General features: G+C 58.2%; 4 protein-coding genes and 3 tRNA genes. All 7 read right to left on the reverse strand.

The genetic code is table 11. From position 1 onward, the window contains the following. On the reverse strand, positions 1-99 hold a 99-nt coding region (locus A6723_RS31210), incomplete at its 3' end, for a GTP-binding protein (RefSeq protein WP_029771246.1). 83 nt (positions 100-182) lie between these two features. Beyond that, a tRNA-Thr gene (locus tag A6723_RS11270) sits at positions 183-258 on the reverse strand. Between the two features lie 19 nt (positions 259-277). Beyond that, positions 278-351: transfer RNA gene (locus A6723_RS11275), tRNA-Gly, on the reverse strand. 25 nt (positions 352-376) lie between these two features. Then, positions 377-461, reverse strand: a tRNA-Tyr gene (locus A6723_RS11280). A 141-nt stretch (positions 462-602) separates the two neighbouring features. Beyond that, the gene (locus tag A6723_RS11285; RefSeq protein WP_024767490.1) at positions 603-1,283 is read right to left on the reverse strand and encodes an SPOR domain-containing protein; all 681 of its coding nucleotides are present in this window, start codon (positions 1,281-1,283) and stop codon (positions 603-605) included. A gap of 9 nt (positions 1,284-1,292) precedes the next feature. After that, entirely contained in the window at positions 1,293-2,042 is a 750-nt protein-coding gene (locus A6723_RS11290) for a pantothenate kinase (protein ID WP_054910992.1), read from the reverse strand. Then, positions 2,032-2,976 carry a bifunctional biotin--[acetyl-CoA-carboxylase] ligase/biotin operon repressor BirA gene (gene birA / locus A6723_RS11295; RefSeq protein WP_054910993.1) on the reverse strand — a complete coding sequence of 315 codons (945 nt, stop codon included), beginning with the start codon at positions 2,974-2,976 and terminating at the stop codon, positions 2,032-2,034. The genes A6723_RS11290 and birA overlap by 11 nt, the downstream gene beginning before the upstream one ends. Positions 2,977-3,165: the final 189 nt, after the last annotated feature.

Here is a 3,165-nt window from a genome sequence, read left to right on the forward strand (position 1 = left end):
GGTCAGAGCAGCGGTCAGAGTGGTTTTGCCGTGGTCAACGTGACCGATGGTGCCGACGTTTACGTGCGGCTTGTTACGCTCAAACTTTTCTTTAGCCATCTTGACCGCCTCCCGTAAGGAATTGAGAAAGTCACGTCACCATTAAAACAAAGGCAGATATTTTCATATCTGCCTTTGCGAGATGGAGCTCATGAGCGGATTTGAACCGCTGACCTCACCCTTACCAAGGGTGTGCTCTACCAGCTGAGCTACATGAGCAAGACATCAGCAACAAACTTGGAGCGGGTAGCGGGAATCGAACCCGCATCATCAGCTTGGAAGGCTGAGGTTCTACCACTGAACTATACCCGCGGAGCTTGCAGCTCACGCTTGAAACTGGTGGAGGGGGAAGGATTCGAACCTTCGAAGTCTGAGACGTCAGATTTACAGTCTGATCCCTTTGGCCGCTCGGGAACCCCTCCGAGTGAGGCGGCATTCTACAGCCTGCCACCGCGTTGTCAACTGTTTTTCTTTAAAAAACTTGAGCTTAGCTCTTCGACAACGGCTTCCAGTGTTCAACCTTTTCAGGTCACCCCTGTGAAGCGGGCGCCATTCTATTCAAACTATTGAGCGCTTGCAACGTTTTTGCACGGCATTGTTTGTTTCTGCAATTCGGGGAAATCCGGGGCCAATTGGCGCACCAGGGAGTCGTCCACCAGGCGCCCGCTTTCCGGTGTGATCTGCGCCCAGTAATCATGCTGCGAACGAGCCAGCTCACGCACCAAAGCGTCGTAGCCAGCGGTCTTCAGCCGCTCCACCACGCTGTCGGCGGAGTCCTTGCGCTGAAAGATGCCAAGGGAGATCCCGTCAGTCAGATCCCCTTCCGTAATGATGTAGCTGTCAATCTTTCGAGCCTGCAACTCCCGCAGTTGCCAGAGTGATGCCTGGCGCGACGCCAACGGTGGCAGATAAACCCAGAAGTCGACACCAGCAGCAGCATCCACTGTTTGCACGGAAGCCTGCACATCCAGACTCAACAGACGCTGCACCAATTGCCGGGCGCGATCCTCGACCGGGAAGCTGCCCAGGTAGACGCAAGCAGATGCGGGAGCGGTCGCCACCTTTTCTTCAGCCTGGCGACGCTGAGGCGTCTCCGCAGACTCGCTGAGCAGCCGAATATTCTTCTGCTCACTGTGAAACAGGCTGAGCGGGGCAATCTCCTTGGGGCGGAGAGGCGCCTGCTGTTGATGCCAGACGTAGTAGAAGACGTTGAGGGCAAGCAGGAAAAGAAAGAACCAGCGCATCGATCAGACTCACTCGATCGGACAGGCAAGTGCCAGCCCGAGAAATACCAGGTCCGGAAGCACAACCGCGCGAGCAGATTCATCCTTGACGAGCTCAGCATCTCCGCCGGTCAGGTAAACAGCGCAGTCATCACCCAGCAGCTTGTTGGCCAACTCGATCTGCTCCCGCACGAACCCGCGCAGCATCAGCACGCAACCACGCTCCACCGCCTCGGAAGTTTCCTGCCCCGGCAGTAGATTCTGTAGTGCCTCATGGGCTGCTTCGTCGTCATAACGAATCCGCCGAGTGTGAGTACGCAACTGGCTTCGCATCAGCGGCATGCCGGGTGCGATATAGCCTCCCAGATGCTTGCCCGCGGCATCGACCAGATCCGAGGTCACAGCAGTTCCAAGGTCGAGGACCAGGCATCCGCGCCCCGCCAGACAGTGACCAGCCACCAGGGCCAGCCAGCGATCCATTCCCAGACGCTGATACTCCCGGTAGCCGTTGAGCACACCGCTGAGCTCAGTTGCCGGAGCAGCAATCTGCACCGCAATGGGGAAAGTACTCTCGAGACTCACACGAAGCGCGTCGGTTTCCTGCTCACTGCGAACACTGACCATGCGGCAATAGCGGATATCGACCGCCTCACTGCCCTGCAGCTGCGCGAGCAAGGCTTGATCCGAGCCTGCCACGCCACCGGCGACAGTCACCAGGTCATGCTTTCTGACCACTCGCCACTTGATCAGGCTATTTCCACAATCCAACTCAAGAATCATCCGACAACCTCAGACTCAACTCGCCTCCGCTGTAGCTGTGCTCTTTGCCATCGACCAGAAGGCGAAGCGCGCCCCGCTCATCGATGCCAAGCGCGCGCCCAACGATATTATTGGCAGCAGTGGACAGCGTGACCTGCCGCCCCTGCCATAGATGAAGGGACTCCCACTCTTCGCGACTGGCAGCGAAGCCACACTCACGATGACGGGATAGAACATCCGCAAGCTGAGACTCCAGCGCCTGCAGCAACTCGTTACGGTCAACCAGCCTACCCAGCGCCTCGCGCACCGAAGTCCAGGGCTGATCGATCGCCTCTGCCTTGCGCATGTTCACATTGATGCCGACGCCGATCGCAACACTACAGATGTCAGCAGGATCTCCCGTGAGCTCAAGCAGGATGCCGGCAATCTTCTTGCCATCCACCAGAACGTCATTGGGCCACTTGAGGCCTACATCTTTCACGCCCAGAGACTGGATCGCTCTTGCCACCGCAAGGCCGACCACCAGACTCAACCCCTCCAACTCCTGCGCACCGCCACGTACAGTGATACCCAGGGTGTAATAAAGGTTGGCGCCGAAGGGACTCTCCCACTGCCGCCCTCGCCTGCCGCGCCCAGCGGTCTGCCGCTCACCCAGGATGGCAAACGGTGCCGCAGCGCCGGCAGAAAGGCGCCGCAGTACTTCGGCATTAGTGGAATCGATCGAAAAAAGGACATCGAGAGGCCACGGACCGAAGTTGGCCCTGGGCGAGATAATGCTCAGCGGCTCTTCCAGGCGATAACCACGGCCGCGCACTCGCTGCACGACCATACCGTAGTCACGCTCAAAGCCTTCAAGGCGCTTCCAGACGGCGCTGCGACTTACTCCGAGGAGAGCACCCAGCTCTTCTCCGGAATGAAAGCGGCCATCGCTCAGCAATTTCAGCAAGGTCTGCATATCACCCCCGCAACAGTCAGGCACGCATCATATAGAGGCATGCCTGAATTGCCTACGCAGCAATGGCCCGACTTTCCCGCGCGCAAAAGCAAAACCCCCGGCCAGCGAAGCTGACCAGGGGTCTTGGGATAGGAGCTTGACGATGACCTACTCTCACATGGAGAAACTCCACACTACCATCGGCGATGC

This window comes from Pseudomonas sp. AU11447 (assembly GCF_001672555.2).
Taxonomy (GTDB): domain Bacteria; phylum Pseudomonadota; class Gammaproteobacteria; order Pseudomonadales; family Pseudomonadaceae; genus Pseudomonas; species Pseudomonas nitroreducens.